We start from the raw sequence: 20,195 nt of genomic DNA, 5'->3' as shown, positions 1-20,195 counted from the left end.
AGGAAGAAATACACCCCGGAGCCCAACGTATTTGCCGCAACGCTCTGGAAAGAAGGAAAGACGGGCGCTCAAAGGGTGCCCGACAACAGTTTCCGGCGAGATGCAAAGCCACCATTATCCGTGCGAACGGAGCATGCCAGCTCGCGCCGACCAACCCCGAACAGGGTGTTCGCTCTGCAGGCTTAGATCCGGGCCGAACGGATCAGGCGCCGGAGAACTCGATCTTGACGGAGCGCGTGCCCGGGAACCTCTGCTCCAACAGCACATCGGGAACATGGATCTCTCCCGCGCCGCCCTTGCGGGAGCGGAATTTCAGGATCGTCGGCCTGCTGCGCAGATGCGGCTGGAGCACGCTTGTCGGCAAGGCCACCCGGTTCACACCATCGACCAGCGGCGCCGAGACACGAAAGACCAGCGACCGCCCGGACTGGACGATATCGACGGGGACATGGTCGGCATCCGTGCGCTCCGGATTGTTTTCCAGGATCTCGACACAGTTCAGGTAGTCTTCCGGGTCCATCATCATCTCGCGGCGGGCCAGGGTCGGCCGGCGAAGCGTCGCTCGCTTGATCCGGTTCTCCGAGCGGATGTCCTCTGCGTCGTCCTGATCGCCGGCAAGGCATTCAAAGGCCGCCCGAGCTTTGACAAAGCGGTTTCCATCGCCGCCGGAACGGTCGGGATGAAGGCTGCGGGCCGCCCGCTGCCAGGCGGTGCGGATCTCTCCGGTATCCGCGTGCTGGCTCACACCGAGGACCTCGGCGGCGGCAAATCGGGCGCGAACTCTCTCAATGGGGGTCATTAGCTTGGGTCCGTAATGCGGCAGAATATAGTCCTGACTTTGCTCGCCCGACACATTTCTGTCAAACCTTTGAATCTATTGGATCAATATCCTGAACAAACCGCCAAAACCGGCTGTATTGGTGTCGAGACCCGCAGGCAAAAGGCAAACGGATGTCACAGTTCACAACGTGAATGTGTCGAAACCCGGCCAGGTGTCGAATCGCCGCGCGTAGAAATCCCGAAGGCGAAAAACGTCCTGTTAGGAAACCGCCCTGTCCTGCCCAGCCCGGACAGGGGGGAGGGCCACGCAGACGGCATTCTTGTCCCTGCTGGCGGATAACACAGAAATAAAAAGGGGCGCCCGGAGGCACCCCAGTTTGGCTTATCAGGCTCAGTTTGTTGTACCGCCCGGTTTTTCTGCCTGCGGCCTGATCCGCCGTCGGGACGAGCGCACCCGCCCCGGAACCCGCATCACCTCCGGGGAAGCGGAGATGACGTGGTATTTGTTCAACTGCAGCCCGAAGTTGCGCCGCAGGTGTTGCACTTCATGCAGGTGCCGTTGCGCACCAGCGTGTAGTTGCCGCAATCGCCGCAGGCCTCGCCTTCGAAGCCCTGTATGCGGGCCATGGCGCGGTTATCCATCGTCGTGATGGCACCAACGGAGGTTTCGGTGCTGGCACCCGTTTCCGGCACCAGCGTCCTGAGTGTTGCGAGCGGGTCGGCGGCACCGTCCAGTGCGATGCCGCCGGCCATGCCCTCGACACCGCCCTGCAGCACAACCAGCTCTTGGGGAAGCCGTTTGCGCAGGTAACCGGTCGAGGAGATCTGCCTGAGAACCTGGAGGGACTTGCTCGCAGCAGATTCGGAGAGTTCCGCGACATTCGCCAGGCCCTCGTTGTAATCCCCCTTGCCGAGATCATCGAACGTATGACCGGAGGGTTTCACATGGGCGAGGTCGGTACGGTCGAGATAGGAGACCGCAAGTTCACGGAAGATGTAGTCGAGGATCGAGGTGGCGTTCTTGATCGAGTCGTTGCCCTGAACGATGCCCGCCGGCTCGAACTTGGTGAAGGTGAAGGCGTCCACGAACTCCTCCAGCGGCACGCCGTATTGCAGGCCGACGGAAACCGCGATGGCGAAGTTGTTCATCATCGCCCGGAAGCCTGCGCCTTCCTTGTGCATGTCGATGAAGATCTCGCCAAGCGAGCCATCCTGGTATTCGCCCGTGCGAAGATAGACCTTGTGGCCGCCGACATTCGCCTTCTGGGTGTAGCCCTTGCGGCGCTCCGGCATCTTCTCGCGATGCGAACGGACGATTTCCTTGACGATGACCTTCTCGATGATCTTCTCGGCCAGCACCTGCGCCTTTTCCTGCGGCGTGCCGGTCTCCAGCACGTCCTGCGCGTCCTCGTCATCCTCGACGAGTGCCGCGGCGAGCGGCTGGCTCAGCTTGGAGCCGTCGCGGTAGAGCGCGTTGGCCTTGGTGCCGAGGGACCAGGACAGCTCATAGGCGCGCTGGCAGTCGGCGATCGTCGCGTCATTGGGCATGTTGATCGTCTTGGAGATCGCGCCCGAGATGAAGCTCTGCGCCGCGGCCATCATCTTGATGTGGCTGTCGACCGACAGGAAACGCTTGCCCTTCTTGCCGCAGGGATTGGCGCAATCGAAGATGCTGTAATGCTCTTCCTTCAGATGCGGCGCCCCTTCCAGCGTCATCGTCCCGCAGACATGGTCATTGGCGGCGTCGATCTGTGCCTTGGTGAAGCCCAGTTCCGTCAGCATGTCATAGGTCGGGTCGTTCAGCTTTTCGGCCGGGATGCCCAGCACATCGGTGCAGAACTCCGCGCCCAGCGTCCACTGGTTGAAGACGAAGCGGATATCGAAGGCCGTGGGCAGCGCCGCCTCGATCTTGTCGATCTCGGTCTTGCCGAAGCCGTTGCCGGCCAGCGAGGTGTGGTTGATGCCGGGCGCATTGCCAAGGCTGCCGTGGCCTACCGCGTAGGAGATGATCTCCTCGATCTGGCTGGACGTGTAGCCCTGCTTTTCGAGCGCGGCCGGGACCGAGCGGTTGATGATCTTGAAGTAACCGCCACCGGCGAGCTTCTTGAACTTCACCAGCGCGAAATCGGGCTCGATGCCGGTGGTGTCGCAATCCATGACAAGGCCGATCGTGCCGGTGGGCGCGATGACGCTGACCTGTGCGTTGCGGAAACCGTTGATCTCGCCGAGGCGCAGCGCTTCGTCCCAGGCATGTCTGGCCAGCTCGTTGAGGCTCTTGTCCGGGTTGGAGCGGTGATCCAGCGGCACCGGCTTCACGGCGAGCTTCTCGTAGCCTTCGCTGTTGCCATGCGCCGCGTTGCGGTGGTTGCGGATGACGCGCAGCATGTGCTTGGCGTTGCGCTCATAGCCGGCAAACGGCCCAAGCTCGCCGGCCATCTCGGCCGAGGTCGCATAGGCGACACCGGTCATGATCGCGGAGAGTGCGCCACCGAGCGCCCGGCCCTCGTCAGAGTCGTAGCTGTAGCCCATGTTCATCAACAGCCCGCCGATATTGGCATAGCCAAGCCCGAGGGTGCGGAAATCATAGGAAAGTTGGGCGATCTCCTTGGACGGGAACTGCGCCATGGTCACCGAGATTTCCAGCGTCAGCGTCCACAGACGCGTGGCGTGCATGTAGTCCTCGGCCTGGAACACACCGTCCTTCAGGAAGGTCAGCAGGTTCATCGAGGCCAGGTTGCAAGCCGTGTCGTCGAGGAACATGTACTCGGAGCACGGGTTGGAGCCGCGGATGGCGCCATCTTCCGGGCAGGTATGCCAGGCATTGACGGTGTCGTGGAACTGGATGCCCGGATCGGCACAGGACCATGCAGCGTGGCCGATCTGTTCCCACAGGTCGCGCGCCTTGATGGTCTTGGCGACCTGGCCGTCGGTACGGCGGATCAGTTCCCAATCGGCGTCGTCCTTCACCGCCTGCAGGAAGGCATCGGTGACACGGACGGAGTTGTTGGAGTTCTGGCCGGAGACGGAGCTGTAGGCTTCGCTGTCCCAATCGGTGTCATAGGTCGGGAACTCGATGCTCGAATAGCCCTGCTTGGCATAGTCCAGCACGCGCTTGACGTAAGTCTCCGGGATCGAAACCTTCTTGGCCTCGCGGATCGCCTTTTTCAGCGAGGGGTTCTTCTTGGGATCGACCGCGTCGGCGGCGTCGCCGTCCCAGGTGCCTATGGCGTCGAAGATCAGGTTGAGCTTCTGCTCATGCATCTTGGAGCCGGCGACGATGGAGGCAACCTTCTGCTCCTCCTTCACCTTCCAGTTGATGAATTCCTCGATATCGGGGTGATCGGCGTCGCAGATCACCATCTTGGCCGCGCGGCGCGTGGTGCCGCCGGACTTGATCGCGCCCGCTGCCCGGTCGCCGATCTTGAGGAAGCCCATCAGTCCGGAGGACTTGCCGCCGCCCGAGAGCGACTCGCCTTCGGCGCGCAGCGAGGAGAAGTTGGTGCCGGTGCCGGAGCCGTATTTGAACAGCCGCGCCTCGCGGACCCACAGGTCCATGATACCACCCTCGTTCACCAGGTCGTCGGAGACGGACTGGATGAAGCAGGCATGGGGCTGCGGATGCTCGTAGGCGGAGTTGGACTTGGTCAGCTTGCCGGTCTTGTAGTCCACGTAATGGTGGCCCTGGGACGGGCCGTCGATGCCATAGGCCCAGTGCAGGCCGGTGTTGAACCATTGCGGGCTGTTCGGCGCGGCGCGCTGCGTGGCCAGCATGTGGCGCATCTCGTCGTAATAGGCGCTCGCATCCTCCTCGGAGGTGAAATAGCCGCCCTTCCAGCCCCAATAGGCCCAGGCGCCGGCCAGACGATCGAACACCTGACGGGCGGAGGTTTCGCCGGTGAACCACGCTTCTGCCGGCAGATCGGACATCGCCTTCTCGTCGGGCACCGAGCGCCACAGGAACTCGGGCACGCCCTTTTCCTTCACGCGGCGCAGCTTGGCGGCAACGCCCGCCTTGCGGAAGTATTTCTGTGCGATCACATCGGAGGCAACCTGGCTCCACGCGGCAGGAACATCGATATCCTTGAGGCAGAAGACCACGGTCCCGTCCGGATTGCGGATCTCGGAGGTCGTCGTCGTGAAGGCCAGCCCGGCGTAGGCATCTTCTCCTGCGGTGGTGAATTTTCTTTCGATCTTCATTAGGTCGCCCCGTGCCCTTTGGTTGCCCGCCTTTAAAACGGCGGCTTTTTGGATCTTGCCGACAGGGTCTTCCCACCACCGTCGACACTGCGATCAGATAAACGCGCAAAGAACAGACACACGCCCCTCGCCGGGCATGGAAATGGGCCTTGGGCCCGATTCATTGGTGTGTGGTCGTCCCTTGCGAGCGTCGCCACTATATCTTGTGGTCTTGTCCTCTCGCTCGCACAATCTGGCGTAGGTGGGCACTATTGGTCAACGGGAAAATTTGACCGAATTCGCAAAACTTTCGCTTGACCGGGAAACGATCCAGAGGGCCACAACATCTGGGGCCGACTCACTTCGTTAACGGCATTTGTTAACAACATCTTGCGCCGCGTCGCAGCAAGTCAGGCAAAATACGGGGTTAGGCTGTGGATATCAACGAATGCTTGAACTTGCCCGCGTTAACCAACAGCACCAAAACCGTGAAAACTCACGGGTGCGCGCTGCGCAAGCCGCACCACTAGATGTTGTGTCCGAATAGCTGCTCTGCAACGGCCGCGATCACGTGCGCGGAGCGTCTTGACAGCTCCGCGCCTTCGTGATCCGCCTGCGGCGCTGCGCTCAGCGCTGCGCGGTCTGCCAGTCGGGATGCCACCAAGGGGCGTTGTTTTCAGGCGCCAGCGGCGTGCGTCCAAGGATATGATCGGCCGCTTTCTCGCCCACCATGATCGCCGGAGCGTTGAGGTTGCCATTGGTGATTCTGGGAAAGATCGAACTGTCGACCAGCCGGAGCCCGTCCACCCCGATCACCCGACATTCCGAATCGACCACGGCCCCCGGATCATCCTTCCGCCCCATGCGGCAGCTGCCGCAGGGATGATAGGCGCTCTCGGCGTGTTCGCGGATGAAGCCGTCGATCTCGTCATCGCTCGTGAGCGCCTCGCCCGGCTGGATCTCGTGCTTGACAAAGGGCTTGAACGCGTCTTGGGCAAAGATTTCCCGCGTGAGCCGGATACATCTGCGGAAATCCACCCAGTCCTGCTCGGTCGACATGTAGTTGAAGAAGATCCGCGGCGCTTCCTTCGGATCGGCCGAGCGCAGCGTGATCTCCCCGCGCGAGGGCGAGCGCATCGGGCCAGTATGGGCCTGGAAACCATGCCCTTCGGCAGCGACCTTGCCGTCATAGCGCACGGCGATCGGCAGGAAGTGATACTGGATGTCGGGATAATCCACCCCGGCTTGCGAGCGGATGAAGGCCGCGCTCTCGAACTGATTCGAGGCGCCCAGCCCCTTGCCGGTCAGCAGCCACTGCGCGCCAATCAGTGCCTTGCTCGGGAGGTTCCAGTACTTGTAGAGCGTGACCGGCTCGCGCGCGGCCATCTGGACATAGACCTCCAGATGGTCCTGCAGGTTCTGGCCAACGCCGGCCCGGTCGGCCACCAGGTCGATCCCGTGTTCGGCCAGATGCGCCGCGGGGCCAATGCCAGAGAGCATCAGGAGCTTGGGCGAATTGATCGAGCTGGCGGCGAGGATGACCTCGCGCTCGGCCCGGATCACCTGCACCTTGCCGCCGCGTTCGACCTCGACGCCCACCGCGCGGCCCTCTTCGATCACGATGCGCCGGGCGAAGGCGCGCACCAACGTGCAGTTCTCCCGTTTCAACGCCGGTTTCAGGTAGGCATTGGCCGTGGACCAGCGCCGCCCCTTCCAGACGTTCTGCTCCATCACGCCGAAGCCTTCCTGCTTCTCGCCGTTGTAATCGTCCGTCACCTCGTAGCCCGCCTGCTGGCCGGCCTCGACAAAGGCGGCGTGCAGCGGGTTGGTGCGCGGGCCGCGCGTCACGTGCAGCGGGCCATCCGTGCCACGCCAGTCCGGGTCGCCGCCGTGCCCGCCGTCGTGCCAATGTTCCATCCGCTTGAAATACGGCAGCACATCGGCAAAGGACCAGCCATCCGCTCCGGCTTCGGCCCAATGGTCGAAATCGCCGGCATGGCCGCGCACATAGACCATGCCATTGACCGAGGAGGAGCCACCCACGACCTTGCCGCGCGGCGTGGCAAGCCGCCGGCCGCCCAGATGCGGTTCCGGCTCGGTCTGGAAGCCCCAGTCATAAAGCCCCATGTTCATCGGATAGGAGAGCGCCGCCGGCATCTGGATGAAGGGCCCCCAGTCGGAGACGCCATGCTCGATGACCAGAACCTTGCGGCCCGCTTCGGCCAGCCGATAGGCGGTGGCGCAACCGGCAGATCCGGCACCAATGACAACATATTCCGCCTGCATCAGAAGGGCGCCTCCACATCGTTCATCGAGACATAGACAGATTTGACCTGGCTATAATGTTCGATGGCTGTTTTTGAATTCTCTCGACCGACGCCGGACGCTTTCATGCCGCCAAAGGGCGCCTCGACGGGGGCGAGGTTGTAGGTGTTGATGTAGCAAGAACCGGCCTTGATCGCGGCGATGACGCGGTGGGCGCGGGTGAGATCCTGCGTGAACACGCCGCCAGCAAGGCCGAACTCGGTGTCATTGGCCCGGGCGATGACCTCTTCCTCGGTCTCGAAATCGAGCACGGACAGAACGGGGCCGAAGATCTCCTCGCGGGCGATGGTCATGTCGTCGGTGACATCGGTGAACACCGTCGGCTGGATGTAATTGCCGGGACGGATGATGATCTTGCCGCCATAGGCGAGCGTGGCGCCCTCTGCCTTGCCCTTCTCGATATAGCCGAGCGTGATTTCACGCTGCGCGCTGGTGACCATCGGGCCGAAATTCGTCGTTTCGTCCATCGGGTCGCCGATCACCGCCGCGTCCAGCCGCTCGCAGAGCCTATTCACGAAGGCCTCCCGGATCTCTTTCTGCACGAAGACGCGGGTGCCGTTGGAGCAGACCTGCCCTGTGGAATAGAAATTGGCGAGGATCGCGCCGCTGACGGCGTTTTCCAGATTCGCATCGTCGAAGATGACCAGAGGCGACTTGCCGCCAAGCTCCATCGTCACGTGCTTCATTTGCGCGGCGGCGGCGGCATAGACCTTGCGGCCCGTGGGCGCGGAACCGGTGAGCGAGACCTTGGCCACACGCGGGTCGGTCGTCAGCGCCGCGCCGACATCGCCCAGCCCCTGGATCACGTTATAGACACCCGGAGGCGCACCGGCCTCGGTCAGGATCTCGGCCACCTTGAGCGCGCAGAGCGGCGTGGTCTCCGAGGGTTTGAACACCATCGTGTTGCCACAGGCCAGCGCCGGGGCGCCCTTCCAGCAGGCGATCTGCGTCGGGTAGTTCCAGGCGCCGAGCCCCACGCAGACGCCGAGCGCCTCGCGGCTGGTATAGACAAAATCGCCGCCCGGCTGCGGGATGTACTCGCCTGTCAGGGAGCCCGCGAGGCCACCGAAATATTCCAGCGCATCGGCGCCGGACGTGGCGTCGGCGACAAGCGTTTCCTGTAGCGGCTTGCCGGTGTCAAAGGTTTCCAGCTCGGACAATTCACGGTTGCGCTCGCGCATAATGTCGGCCGCACGCCGCAGAATGCGGCCGCGCTCGGTTCCGGTCAGCGCCGCCCAGGCGGCCTGTGCTTCGCTGGCCGCCGCCAGCGCGCGTTCGACGATCGTACGCGTGGCGGAATGGACCTGCGCGATTTTCTCGCCGGTATGGGCAGAGATCACGTCAATGGGCGTGCCGGCGATATCTTCGACATATTCGCCGCCGATATAGTGGCTTGCCGTGGGTTTGGGATCGATGGGCATGGGAGATGTCCCTTTCGCGTTGGGATCTGGCTGTATTGGAAGCTTGGGCGACGGGAGGTCAGCCGCTGCCGGCTGCCTTCGACAATTCATTCTCGAGTGCGGCACAGACCTGAGCGGCTGCCTGTGGGCCTGTGGTTCCGTCATTGCGCAGGGCGTGACGGAGATAGAGCCCGTCGATCAGCCCGGCGAGCCTGCGGGCGATATCGACCGCGCGCGGCCCGACCAGCGGGCGCAGGTCATGGACGAGGTTGGAGTGCAGCCGCCTGTGATAGACGCTCAAAAGTCGCAGCGCCTCGTCCGAACGCTGGGCGAGCACGTAGAAGTTGAGCCAGGTTGCGATGATGTCCCGGCGGAAATGGCCTTCGGAAAACCCTGCGCAGACGATGGCGCGCAAGCGATCTCGGTGGCCATTGGCGGCCGAGAGGGCCAGGCGGACCTCGACGCCATAATCCGTCAGAACCTGACGCATGGCGGCGAGGATCAGCGTTTCCTTGCCACCGAAATAGTGATGCGCCAGCGCGGAAGAGACCCCTGCCCGTTTCGCGATCTGGCTTACCGTGATGTCGAGCGAACCGGCACGGCCGATCTCGGCCATGGTCGCCTCGACAAGCGCCGCGCGGCGCACAGGTTCCATTCCAACCCTTGGCATCTTGTGCGGCTTTCCTCAAACTCGGCCTTGCAAAAGGGAGACTAGGCTGTTTTTAATTGACTCGTCAATCAACAAAAAAACGCCACCAACAGGGAAAACGCAAACATGAAGAATTTCTTTCTGACCACCGCCATCGTGCTCGGCACCACGAGTACCGCAATCGCTGCCTGCGACGAGGTCACCTTCTCCGATGTCGGCTGGACTGACATCACTGCCACCACTGCGGCCACGACATTCGTGCTCGACGCGCTCGGCTACGAGACCGACATCAAGGTGCTCTCGGTGCCGGTGACCTATACCTCGATGGCCGAAGGCGACATCGACATCTTCCTCGGCAACTGGATGCCGACGATGGAAGCCGATATTGCCCCCTATCGCGAGGCCGGCACCGTTGAGACGGTGCGCGAGAACCTGACGGGCGCGAAATACACGCTGGCGGTCAACAAGGTGGCGATGGATCTCGGGATTGCCGATTTCGCCGATATCGCCAAGTTCGAAAAGGAACTGGATGGCGAGATTTACGGCATCGAGCCGGGCAATGACGGCAACCGGCTGATCCAGTCGATGATCGATGGCGACGCGTTCGGGCTGAAGGGTTTCAAGGTCAAGGAAAGCTCCGAACAGGGCATGCTGGCGCAAGTGGCGCGGGCGACGAAGAAGGACGATCCGATCGTCTTCCTTGGCTGGGAGCCGCATCCGATGAACGCCAATTTCGAAATGGGCTACCTGACGGGGGGCGATGATTTCTTTGGCCCCGACCTTGGCGGCGCGACCGTTCATACCAACACGCGGACGGGCTATGTGGCCGAATGCCCGAATGTCGGTGCGCTGCTGGGCAATCTTGTTTTCTCGCTGGAAATGGAGAACGAGATCATGGGCGCGATTCTGGATGACGGCCAGGAGCCGGTGAAGGCGGCGGCGGCGTGGCTGAGCGCGAATCCGGATACCTGGATGGGCTGGCTTGACGGTGTGACCACCAAGGATGGTGGCGACGCAGCGGCGGCCGTGAAAGCAGCGCTCGGCATGTAATATTTCCAGTGGGTCCGGGTGGCGCTGCCCACCCGGCTTCCCCCCGGGATATTTCTGGAAAGACGACAATCAGGCGAGCGCCCATGGGCCGCCCGTCATGGAGGCTCGATGGATTGGTTGACGGAGAACAAGATCCCCGTGGGATCGGCGGCGGAAGCCGTGTTCGATTGGTTGCAGGATCACGGCGAGTGGTTTTTTGACGGGCTTGCGAACCTGATGGAGGGGTTGATCGATGCCATCCTCTTCGTGCTGCAGGCGCCGCATCCCCTGTTGGTGGTGCTGGCATTTGTCGGGTTGAGCTGGCTGTTGCAGCGCAACTGGAAAATATGCCTCTTCGTGGCGGTGGGCTTCCTGTTCATCATAAACCAGGGCTATTGGGAGGAGACGACGGAGAGCCTGACGCTGGTGCTGTCGGCCTGTGTCGTCTGCATGGCGATCGGGGTGCCGATCGGGATCGCGGCGGCACATCGCCCGAAACTCTATGCGGGCATGCGACCGGTTCTGGACCTGATGCAGACGCTGCCGACCTTCGTCTATCTCATTCCCGCGATTGTTTTCTTTGGCATCGGCATGGTGCCGGGTCTGATCGCGACGGTGGTGTTCGTCGTCCCAGCGCCGATCCGGCTGACCTACCTTGGGGTGTCGACCACCCCCAAGGCATTGCTGGAGGCGGCCCGCGCCTTTGGCGCGACGCCCTCGCAGGTATTGACCAAGGTGGAGTTGCCCTTCGCCTTTCCGCAGATCATGGCCGGGCTGAACCAGACCATCATGCTGTCGTTGTCGATGGTGGTCATCGCGGCGCTCGTGGGCGCGGATGGGTTGGGCGTTCCGGTGGTACGGGCCCTCAACCAGGTGAACACGGCGCTTGGATTTGAATCGGGCTTCGTGATCGTCGTAGTGGCGGTCATGCTGGACCGTATTCTGAATGTGGGAGCGAAGAAATGAGCACAGCGGTTCGCTTCGACAATGTGTCCATCGTGTTCGGCAACCATCCCGAGCGCGCGCTGCCGCTGATGGATGCGGGGCAGTCCCGCTCCGAGATACAGGAGGCGACCCAGCAGGTGCTCGGCGTGCATGATTGCTCGCTGGAGGTGGAGCGCGGCGAGATCCTCGTGCTGATGGGGCTCTCGGGCTCTGGCAAGTCGACGCTCCTGCGGGCCGTGAACGGGCTGAACCCGGTGGTTCGCGGATCGGTGCAAGTGAACGACGGCGGCGACATGGTGGATATCACCCATGCCGACAAGGCGACGCTTCGGCAGATGCGGCTGAGCAAGATCGCCATGGTGTTCCAGCAATTCGCGCTGCTGCCGTGGCGGACAGTGCGCGAGAATGTGGGCCTCGGTCTGGAGCTTGGCGGCATGGCCGTCGCGCAACGCACGGCCAAGGTGGATGAACAACTCGCACTGGTCGGGCTTGCCGATTGGGCCGACCGCAAGGTGGGGGAGCTGTCGGGCGGGATGCAGCAGCGTGTGGGCCTTGCCCGCGCCTTTGTCACTGACGCGCCTATCCTTCTGATGGACGAGCCATTCTCCGCGCTTGATCCGCTCATTCGCACGCGGCTTCAGGACGAGTTGCTGGAATTGCAGGAACGGCTGCAACGCACGATCATCTTCGTCAGCCACGATCTCGACGAGGCGTTCAAGATCGGCAACCGGATCGCGATCCTCAAGGGCGGGCGGATCGTGCAATGCGGTACGCCGCAGGAGATCTTTTCCAACCCGGCCGACGAATATGTCGCCGATTTCGTCGCTCACATGAACCCGTTGGGCGTGCTGCGGGCCTCGGACGTGATGGAGACCGTATCGGGCGAGTTTCCCGCACATATAATCGGGGCCGATACGCCGGTGGAAGATGTGATGCAGCTGTTGCTCGACCAAGGGATCACGCTTGGTGTGCAGCGGGAGGGTCGGCTTGTCGGGCAGGTTACCAAGGCGACGGTGATGCACCGCCTGCTGGACCCGCGCGCCGACATCTGAGCCGACCATTCGGTCGCGAAGCCACCCTGCCCTGTCGCTTTCGGCGGGCTGCATTGTCCGTGCGGTCTGCCAACTAGGGTGAAATTGCGCATGCGGCCGGTTCAACTATTGCGTTTTCGTTCATAGCTTGCTCGGCTGTCGTCTCAGGGGATCCCGTTTGCGCGGGGTGGAGAGAATGAAGGGGGAGCGGATGACCGACCAGGCCGGAATCTGGAAATCCGGGCGCGGGCGTGGGCGCCGGACACCGAAGGGGCGACAGCTCGAGGATCGGGCGCTGGAAGAGGTCCGGACGCTTCTGGGCACGCGCCCTCGCCGGCGCGACCTGCTGATCGAATTCCTGCACCTGATTCAGGATGCCCATGGGCACCTCTCCGCCGCCCATATCCGCGCGCTGGCCGAGGAAATGCGTATCTCCCAGGCCGAGGTATATGAAGTCGCCACTTTCTATGCCCATTTCGACGTTGTGCAGGAGGGCGAGACGCCGCCACCTGCGTTGACGATCCGTGTCTGCGACTCGCTGACCTGCGAGATGGCGGGCTCCAAGGCGCTGCGGCGGGCGCTGGAAAAAGGGCTGGACCCGAGCGAGGTCCGCGTGCTCCGCGCGCCCTGCATGGGGCGCTGCGATTCCGCGCCGACGGTGGAGCTGGGCCATAACCACGTTGAACGCGCCACGCCGGGCAAGGTGATGGCGGCAATAGAGGCAGGCGAGTTCGAACCCCACCTGCCCGACCGCCAGAGCTTTCTGGAATACCAGGCGCAGGGCGGCTACCGGACATTGCGCCTGCTGCGGGCGGCCGGCGACTGGGAAGACGTGCAGGACCAGATCGTGCAGGCGGGCCTGCGCGGGCTGGGCGGCGCGGGTTTCTCGGCGGGGCGGAAATGGGGCTTCGTGCGCTCCAACCCGGGCCCGCGCTTTGTTGCCGTGAATGGCGACGAGGGCGAGCCCGGCACCTTCAAGGACCGCCACCACCTCGAACGCGAACCGCATATGTTCCTCGAAGGCATGCTGATCTCGGCCTGGGCCATCGAGGCGGAGCGCTGTTACCTCTACATGCGCGACGAGTACCCCGCGGTACGCGAGATCCTGCGCCAGGAGATCGCGGCGCTTGAAGCCGCCGGGCTGGTGAAGAAGGGCTATATCGAGATGCGCCGCGGCGCGGGCGCCTATATCTGCGGCGAAGAGAGCGCGATGATCGAGTCGATCGAGGGAAAGCGCGGCATCCCGCGCCACCGCCCGCCCTATGTCGCGCAAGTGGGACTGTTCGGCCAGCCGACGCTGGTGAACAATATCGAAACGCTCTACTGGGTCGCGCGCATTGCCCGTTTCGGCCCCGAGGTGCTCAACGGTGTGGAACATAACGGGCGCACCGGGCTCCGCAGCTATTCAGTCTCTGGCCGGGTTGCGCGGCCGGGCGTCTACCTGCTGCCGGCCGGCTCCAACATTACCGACATCATCACCGCTGCCGGCGGCATGGCCGAGGGGCACGTTTTCACGGCCTTCCAGCCGGGCGGCCCCTCCTCCGGCATCCTGCCGGCGACGCTCTCGGATGTACCGCTGGATTTCGACACATTGCAGGAGCACGGCACTTTCATCGGCTCGGCCGCCGTCGTCGTGCTCTCGGACAAGGACAGCATCCGCGACGCGGCGCTCAACATGCTGCGCTTCTTCGAGGATGAGAGCTGCGGGCAATGCACGCCCTGCCGAGTTGGCTGCGAGAAGGCCGTGAAGCTGATGCAGGCGGAGAAATGGGATCGCGAACTGCTTGAGGAACTCTCCGAGGTCATGGTCGACGCCTCGATCTGCGGGCTTGGACAGGCGGCCCCGAACCCGATCCGGCTGGTGATGAAACATTTTCCCGAGGAGGTATGAACGTTGGCACGCGTGATGTTTATAGAAAAGGACGATCACGAACTTCGAGGTCTCCACAAGACAGAAGTCTCGTGCAAATACATCGTCAGTGAATACGATGGGCACAAAGTCCTGCAGCTCAATTCATACGGATCGATGGACAGGCAAATACCGGGTAAATTAAGTCAAACCTTCCAGTTCGATGAAACTGTGGCGCGCCAGTTGTGGGATCTTTTGGAACGCGAATTCGCTTTCTCAGCAAAGCCGGGAAACGAATAGACCAATGAAGGTTCTGTATTTCCTTTCCTTTATTGCTCTGAGCGCTCCCGCCCTTGCGCAGGATGCGCCCTATGCTGGGCAGCAGGACCGCGCGATCTCGTCCTTCTCGGAGGCTGATATCGCCGCCATCGAGGCTGGCGAAGGCTGGGGGCTTGCCCTGCCGGCGGAACTCAATGGCTGGCCGGGGCCGGCGCATGTGTTGGAAATGGCCGACGCATTGTCGCTGGATACCGAACAAAGAAGCCAGATCGAGACGATCTTTGACGAAATGAAAATGGCAGCCAAATCAGAAGGGCGCCGGATGCTCGACGCGGAAGCGGCGCTGGACGCGGCATTCGCGAACGGCGAGATCGATCCCGGGCGCCTCGTCAAGCTGCTGGCCGAAGCCGAGGCCGCGCGGGCGGCACTTCGGAAAGTCCATCTTGGGGCTCATCTGCGTACCGCGCCTTTCCTGACCCGCCATCAGAAAATGCTCTATTCGCAGGCGCGAGGCTATGAAGGCAGCGCGCATGGCGATCATTCCGCGCATGGAGGCAGCCACTGATGTCCGACAGCGTCACCTTCCGCCTCGACGGCGAAGACCTCACCGTCGCCAAGGGCACCACGATCTGGGAGGCCGCCAATGGGCGCGGCCTGAAGATCCCGCACCTGTGCCACAAGCCCGCGCCCGGCTACCGGCCGGACGGCAATTGCCGGGCCTGCATGGTGGAGATCGAGGGAGAGCGGAACCTCGCCGCCTCCTGCATCCGGGAGCCATCCGAGGGTATGGTCGTCAATACGGCCACCGCCCGCGCCGAGAGCGCGCGCAAGATGGTGGTGGAGATGCTCGTAGCCGACCAACCGGAGCGCGAGGATGCGCATGACCTCTCCAGCCATTTCTGGGACATGGCGGATGCCGTCGGCGTCAAGGAGAGCCGCTTTCCAGCCATGGAGAAGGCGCGCATTCCGCTTCTGGATGACAGCCACGTCGCCATGCGGGTCAACCTCGATGCCTGCATCCAGTGCGGCCTTTGCGTGCGGGCCTGCCGCGAGGTGCAGGTGAATGACGTGATCGGCATGGCCGGGCGCGGGCATGACAGCTTCCCCGTCTTCGATCAGGGCGATCCGATGGGCGCCTCCACCTGCGTGGCGTGCGGCGAATGCGTGCAGGCCTGCCCAACTGGCGCATTGATGCCCGCGTCGATCATGGACGGAGCGCAGCGCGGCGACAAAGCGGATTTCGACAGCGAGACGCAAAGCGTCTGCCCGTTCTGCGGCGTGGGCTGTCTTGTCAGCCTCAAGGTCAAGGACGGGCGGATTGCCCATGTCGAAGGTATCAACGGGCCGGCGAACGAGGGCCGACTGTGCGTCAAGGGACGTTTCGGCTTCGACTATATCCACCACGAACACCGGCTGACCAAGCCGCTGATCCGGCGCGCGGATGCGCCTCCCAAGGGGTTGAATGTGGACCCCGGAAACCTCTCGACCCATTTCCGCGAGGCGAGCTGGGACGAGGCGCTGGAGGCCGCAGCCGGTGGCCTTGGCGGCTTGCGTAACGCGCATGGCGGACGGTCGGTCGCCGGTTTCGGTTCGGCCAAATGCACCAACGAGGAGGCCTATCTCTTCCAGAAGTTGATCCGCGAGGGCTTTGGCCACAACAACGTGGACCACTGCACCCGGCTCTGCCACGCCTCCTCGGTCGCCGCCCTGTTGGAAAATGTCGGCTCGGGCGCAGTCACAGCCACGTTCAACGAGATCGAGAATGCCGATGTGGCGATCGTCATCGGCGCCAACCCGGTCGAGAACCACCCCGTCGCTGCGACCTATTTCAAGCAGTTCGCCAAACGTGGTGGCAAGCTGATCGTGATGGATCCGCGCGGGATCGGCCTGCGCAGCTTTGCCTCGCATATGCTGCAATTCCGGCCGGGCACCGATGTGGCCATGCTCAACGCGATCATGGCGACCATCGTCGAGGAGGGCCTTTTCGACGAAGCCTATATCGCTCAGCGCACCGAAAACTGGGAAGCCGAAAAGGCGCATCTGGCCGAATTTGCCCCGGAGAAGATGGCGAAGATCTGCGGCATCGACGCGGCAACCCTGCGCGATGTCGCCCGGACCTTTGCCGGGGCCAAGGCGGGAATGATCTTCTGGGGCATGGGTGTGAGCCAGCATATCCACGGCACGGACAACTCGCGCTGCCTTATCAGCCTCGCGCTCATGTGCGGCCATGTCGGGCGCCCCGGCACCGGGCTGCACCCGCTGCGCGGACAGAACAACGTGCAGGGTGCGTCCGATGCAGGCCTGATCCCGATGTTCCTGCCCGATTACCAATCCGTTACGGATGACGGTATCCGCCAGCGCTTCACCGAGCTTTGGGGCTCGGAGGATTTTGGCGACCAGAAGGGGCTGACCGTTACCGAGATCCTCGATGACGTCCATGCCGGGCGCATTCGCGGCATGTATATCCTCGGCGAAAACCCGGCCATGTCGGACCCGGATGTGGAGCATGCCCGCGAAGCGCTGGCCAAGCTGGAGCACCTCGTGGTGCAGGACATCTTCCTGACCGAGACGGCCAATTTCGCCGACGTGATCCTGCCGGCCTCCGCGCTCTACGAGAAAGCCGGCACCGTCTCCAACACCAACCGGCAGGTGCAGATGGTCCGCCCTGCCCTCGCCCCGCCGGGCGAGGCGCGCGAGGATTGGGCGATCACCATGGAGCTTGCGCGCAAGCTGGGGCTGGACTGGCAGTATACGCATCCGCGCGAGGTCTTTGCCGAGATGAAGATCACCATGGCCAGCCTGAACAACATCACCTGGGAACGGCTGGAGCGGGAGAGCGTGACCTATCCGTCTCTGTCCGAGCAGGATCCGGGGCAAGCGGTGGTGTTCGGCGACGGCTTCCCGCGCGAGGGTGGCCGGGCGAAATTCACCCCCGCCGCCATCATCGCACCGGACGAGGCGCCGGATGCGGATTTCCCAATGGTCATGACCACCGGGCGGCAGCTGGAGCATGGGCATACCGGGTCCATGACCCGCCGCTCGAAGGTGCTGGACGCGGTGGAGCCGGAGGCGAATTGCTCGCTCCACCCGGCCACGCTGCGCAAGCTCGGCGTGGAGCCGGGCGGCATGGTGCGGCTAAGCACGCGGCGCGGGGCTATCGAGATCATGGCGCGGGCGGACCGGGCAGTCTCGCCGGACATGGTCTTCGTGCCCTTCGCCTTCGTCGAGGCGGCGGCGAATGTACTGACCAACCCGGCGCTGGATCCATATGGAAAGATCCCCGAGTTCAAGTTCTCGGCCGTTCGTGTGGAACCTGCCTGACCTAACGAGCGCGGCCCATGGGCGGCGCCCCGACTAGCCCTCGACCAGCTCCCGGATCTCGGCGACAGGGAACGGGCTTTCGGCGATGACGGCCTCCGCAACCGGCAACTCTCCGGCCTTGTCGAACAGGCGATACATGTGGGCGAATGTCGTCGCCTGCGCCACGCCGCTGCGGGCCAGTTCCCGGAAGATCGCCGCGGATCGCTCCAACTGCCCCATCTCGGCCAGGATGCGCGCCTGCGCCGTCTGCAGCCGTTGCGCGCCATGGCCGAGCTGGACCGCACGGGTGATCTGCGCCAGCGCCTGCTCCCGTGTTGCCTCCCGGCGGCGGAGCACTTCCGCCGTCATCAGCTGCAGCTCGATCAGGTCATGTTCCACCGTGGCGATCTCGGCATAGACCTGAGCCATCTCCTCCGGACGCTTGGCGCGGCCATACCAATGGCCGAGGGCTGCCAGGTAACAGGGGTGCCGCTCCGCCGCCTCTGTTGCCTCTTCCAGCCGCACAAGGCCCGCGGCAAGCTTGCCGTCTTCCAGCAGAATATCTGCCTCGCGCTTGAGGTAGATCGGTTCGTCGGGATAGGCGCGCAGTGCCGCGCGGTTGCGCGCCAGCGCCTCGTCGGCCTGGCCCAACTCGCGCAGCATCACCGCCGCTGCGCTCTCCAACTCCGGGCTACCGGCCAGGCGCGCGTGGTTTTTCTCCAGCCGCACCAGCCCGTTGCGAATGCGGGTATGGTTCCAGTAGCCGCGCCCCACCCGCTTGCCATGCACCAACCGCCAATCCCTGAGCGCGACCTCCCAGGGGTAGGACACCGTGCCGGCGTCCATCCAACCCTCGGGCGGCGCATAGTCGTTCAGTTTCGACAGCCGCTCGTCGGCGCCGGGAAAGAGACTGCCCTTGCGCGAGATCATGCGGGGGTCGATCGGATAGCTCGGCGCACGGTTCAGCCAACCCGCCGAAAGCAGCGCCCCCAGAACGCCGGGCACCAGCCGGTCCATCGGACCCATCCACCAAGCGACATGCGCCCAGCGATGCGCCTCCTGCGCTTCCCCGGCTTCGAGATGGGCAAGCGCCGCGTAGCTGGCAACATTTCCGAGCGCATCGTCACCGGTCACCGGACGGCCCCAGGCTGCCTTGTGCACCTTGCGGCTGCTGGAAAGGTCACCGCAATCGACGCAAAGCTCGCTCAGAAGCGGGAAGACATAGGGCTTGCGGAAGCCGCGATTGACCTGTGCCGCGAGCAGGTCGCGGGCCTGCGCGGCGCGTCCCTGCCCGCGCAGGTAATCGACGAGAAAGGGGAAGCACTGTCCCAGGTCGCCATCGCCGAGGAAATGTTCCTCCGGCGCATCCATGCGAGAGATCAGAAGCTCCATCGCCTCGGCCTGCCCCTCTGAGGAAAGCGCGTCCTGCACCGAGAAGACCGTGCCGCCGCCCAGCGTCGCCGCGGTCTGCGAAAAAGCGGAATGCGGCGGGCCGAAGATCTGCTTGCAGCGCGACATGGCAAAAAGTTCAAGGAAATCGCGCTGCCCAAGCAGCAATTCCTCGTCCCCCACCAGCTCCTCGAAGGTCATCACCCGGTCGCCACCGGCAACCTTGAGCCGCTCCACCTCGTGGCGCGTGTCGGAAAAGACGAGACAGGCCGCCTCCGGGTCTTCCAACTGGTGGGTCAGGTGCACCTCGTAGAATTCGCGCGGGATATACTTGTTCGGCCAGAGCTTCTGCGAGGTGATCGGGTTGGAGATGATGTCGCCGCGCCGGATGTGATAGGCACTCAGATGGGTGCCCGCGAGCCGCGCGTCGATCTGCTCGGAGACGCGCCGGATCGTATCGCAAAAGCCGATGCCGTCGAAACAGCCCGCCAGCCGCTCGGCCACGGCCTCCGCATCCTCCCATGGCAGAACGGTCGTACCCACCGAGCGCTGCGAAAGAAACCCCTTCCCTTCGGTCGCGGCTGCCTTCAGCGACTCGGCACTGCCGAGATGAGTCGCGTCCAGATCGTCCAGCGCCGCCCAGTCCGCAGCCGACATGTCGCCATCGATGAAATGGCGCGAGACATATTCCGGCGTAAAGATATCGGTCGGGTTGCGCAGCTCCTCGGCGGTGCGGCCATGGCTGACCCAGGCCACGACGAAGGGAATGTCATAGTCGCGCGAAATTCGGATGGCATTGAGAATGGAGATCAGCCGCCCGCCCATGCGGTCGTTGCGATGGGCGACGATTTGGCCGCCATGCGTCTGAGATCGGTCCATTCTGCTCTCCCGGCTTTTGCCAGCATGATGGGCTGCAATTGAAAGCAGGTAAACGGCGGAACTGCGGCAGGGACCAGCTCTTACCGAGGCGCAACCCCGTTTTGCTGCAGATGCACACTTATGGTCGCATTTGCATGTTCCTCCAGAGTCGCTACTGTGCCGCC

The 20,195-nt window shown here is 63.5% G+C and carries 13 protein-coding genes; 7 read left to right on the top strand and 6 right to left on the bottom strand.

Translation table 11 applies throughout. The features are described from left to right. Window positions 1-202: 202 nt before the first annotated feature. The 5 genes from AX756_RS05025 to betI form a co-directional block, all read right to left on the bottom strand. On the bottom strand, window positions 203-799 hold the full coding sequence (locus AX756_RS05025) for a DnaJ domain-containing protein (protein ID WP_068309313.1): 597 nt from the start codon (window positions 797-799) through the stop codon (window positions 203-205). A 488-nt stretch (window positions 800-1,287) separates the two neighbouring features. Further along, complete coding sequence (locus AX756_RS05020) at window positions 1,288-4,977, bottom strand: vitamin B12-dependent ribonucleotide reductase (RefSeq protein WP_068309311.1); 3,690 nt, start codon at window positions 4,975-4,977, stop codon at window positions 1,288-1,290. Window positions 4,978-5,583: 606 nt separating this feature from the next. Continuing rightward, window positions 5,584-7,242 (bottom strand): choline dehydrogenase, encoded by a 1,659-nt coding sequence (betA, locus tag AX756_RS05015; RefSeq protein WP_068309309.1) that lies wholly within the window; start codon window positions 7,240-7,242, stop codon window positions 5,584-5,586. Then, window positions 7,242-8,702, bottom strand: a complete 1,461-nt coding sequence (gene betB, locus AX756_RS05010) for a betaine-aldehyde dehydrogenase (protein WP_068309307.1) — start codon at window positions 8,700-8,702, stop codon at window positions 7,242-7,244. Before betB ends, betA begins: the two co-directional genes overlap by 1 nt. A gap of 58 nt (window positions 8,703-8,760) precedes the next feature. Beyond that, the gene (betI, locus tag AX756_RS05005; RefSeq protein ID WP_068309306.1) at window positions 8,761-9,351 is read right to left on the bottom strand and encodes a choline-binding transcriptional repressor BetI; all 591 of its coding nucleotides are present in this window, start codon (window positions 9,349-9,351) and stop codon (window positions 8,761-8,763) included. A gap of 105 nt (window positions 9,352-9,456) precedes the next feature. Here betI and choX point away from each other — a divergent pair, with 105 nt between their 5' ends. From choX to fdhF, 7 genes are all read left to right on the top strand, one after another. Next, a complete protein-coding gene (gene choX, locus AX756_RS05000) occupies window positions 9,457-10,380 on the top strand; it encodes a choline ABC transporter substrate-binding protein (RefSeq protein WP_068309305.1) in 924 nt (307 codons plus the stop codon). A 108-nt stretch (window positions 10,381-10,488) separates the two neighbouring features. Next, window positions 10,489-11,325 carry a choline ABC transporter permease subunit gene (gene choW / locus AX756_RS04995; protein ID WP_068309304.1) on the top strand — a complete coding sequence of 279 codons (837 nt, stop codon included), beginning with the start codon at window positions 10,489-10,491 and terminating at the stop codon, window positions 11,323-11,325. Beyond that, on the top strand, window positions 11,322-12,356 hold the full coding sequence (gene choV, locus AX756_RS04990) for a choline ABC transporter ATP-binding protein (protein ID WP_068309301.1): 1,035 nt from the start codon (window positions 11,322-11,324) through the stop codon (window positions 12,354-12,356). The genes choW and choV overlap by 4 nt, the downstream gene beginning before the upstream one ends. Before the next feature lie 190 nt (window positions 12,357-12,546). Beyond that, a complete protein-coding gene (locus AX756_RS04985; protein WP_082738959.1) occupies window positions 12,547-14,226 on the top strand; it encodes an NAD(P)H-dependent oxidoreductase subunit E in 1,680 nt (559 codons plus the stop codon). A 3-nt stretch (window positions 14,227-14,229) separates the two neighbouring features. Further along, window positions 14,230-14,484 (top strand): hypothetical protein, encoded by a 255-nt coding sequence (locus AX756_RS26000; protein ID WP_163886650.1) that lies wholly within the window; start codon window positions 14,230-14,232, stop codon window positions 14,482-14,484. Between the two features lie 4 nt (window positions 14,485-14,488). Continuing rightward, on the top strand, window positions 14,489-15,028 hold the full coding sequence (locus AX756_RS04975; protein WP_068309294.1) for a periplasmic heavy metal sensor: 540 nt from the start codon (window positions 14,489-14,491) through the stop codon (window positions 15,026-15,028). Continuing rightward, window positions 15,028-17,784 carry a formate dehydrogenase subunit alpha gene (gene fdhF, locus AX756_RS04970; protein WP_068309292.1) on the top strand — a complete coding sequence of 919 codons (2,757 nt, stop codon included), beginning with the start codon at window positions 15,028-15,030 and terminating at the stop codon, window positions 17,782-17,784. The genes AX756_RS04975 and fdhF overlap by 1 nt, the downstream gene beginning before the upstream one ends. Before the next feature lie 33 nt (window positions 17,785-17,817). Here the strand turns inward: fdhF and AX756_RS04965 are convergent, their stop codons facing one another. Then, window positions 17,818-20,031, bottom strand: a complete 2,214-nt coding sequence (locus AX756_RS04965; RefSeq protein ID WP_068309290.1) for a hypothetical protein — start codon at window positions 20,029-20,031, stop codon at window positions 17,818-17,820. Window positions 20,032-20,195: the final 164 nt, after the last annotated feature.

The sequence above is a fragment of the Aliiruegeria sabulilitoris genome (assembly GCF_001558155.1).
Classification (GTDB): domain Bacteria; phylum Pseudomonadota; class Alphaproteobacteria; order Rhodobacterales; family Rhodobacteraceae; genus Tropicimonas; species Tropicimonas sabulilitoris.
Note: the sequence above shows the minus strand (reverse complement) of the source record. Positions and strands in the feature narration are given on the sequence as shown.